Genomic DNA, 578 nt, shown 5'->3' on the forward strand with positions numbered 1-578 from the left:
CGGTGTTAGTCCCGTCCTTCATCGGCTCCTAGTGCCAAGGCATCCACCGTGCGCCCTTCTTCACTTAACTAAGTTACTAGTTGAAAGTTCAGAGAACTTACGATATTACATTTGCTTCCACTTCTGTTTACACAGTCGCTTCCGCGTTTTTTATTAGATGTCGTTGATTACTCTTATTTAGTTTTCAAGGTACAAAAATGGAGCCTAGCGGGATCGAACCGCTGACCTCCTGCGTGCAAGGCAGGCGCTCTCCCAGCTGAGCTAAGGCCCCGTATATTAATAGATGGTGGGCCTGAGTGGACTCGAACCACCGACCTCACGCTTATCAGGCGTGCGCTCTAACCAGCTGAGCTACAGGCCCATCTATTATTATAAGTATAAGAAGAGAAATTAATCCCTCAAAACTGAACCAAACAACACAGTATGTCCTTACCGTGAGTACCCTAAAGAAGGCACTCCGGCGTTCCTTAATATCCTTAGAAAGGAGGTGATCCAGCCGCACCTTCCGATACGGCTACCTTGTTACGACTTCACCCCAATCATTGGTCCCACCTTCGGCGGCTGGCTCCAAAAGGTTA

The 578-nt window shown here is 48.3% G+C and carries 2 tRNA genes and 1 rRNA gene; all 3 read right to left on the bottom strand.

Features of this window, described 5'->3' with window-relative positions:
* Nucleotides 1–198 precede the first annotated feature (198 nt).
* Nucleotides 199–271 (bottom strand) — tRNA-Ala (locus CIL05_RS21485).
* Between the two features lie 13 nt (nucleotides 272–284).
* Nucleotides 285–361, bottom strand: a tRNA-Ile gene (locus CIL05_RS21490).
* Between the two features lie 119 nt (nucleotides 362–480).
* Nucleotides 481–578, bottom strand: a 16S ribosomal RNA gene (locus CIL05_RS21495); the annotation flags it as partial.

This window comes from Virgibacillus profundi (assembly GCF_002287375.1).
Classification (GTDB): Bacteria; Bacillota; Bacilli; order Bacillales; family Amphibacillaceae; genus Virgibacillus_K; species Virgibacillus_K profundi.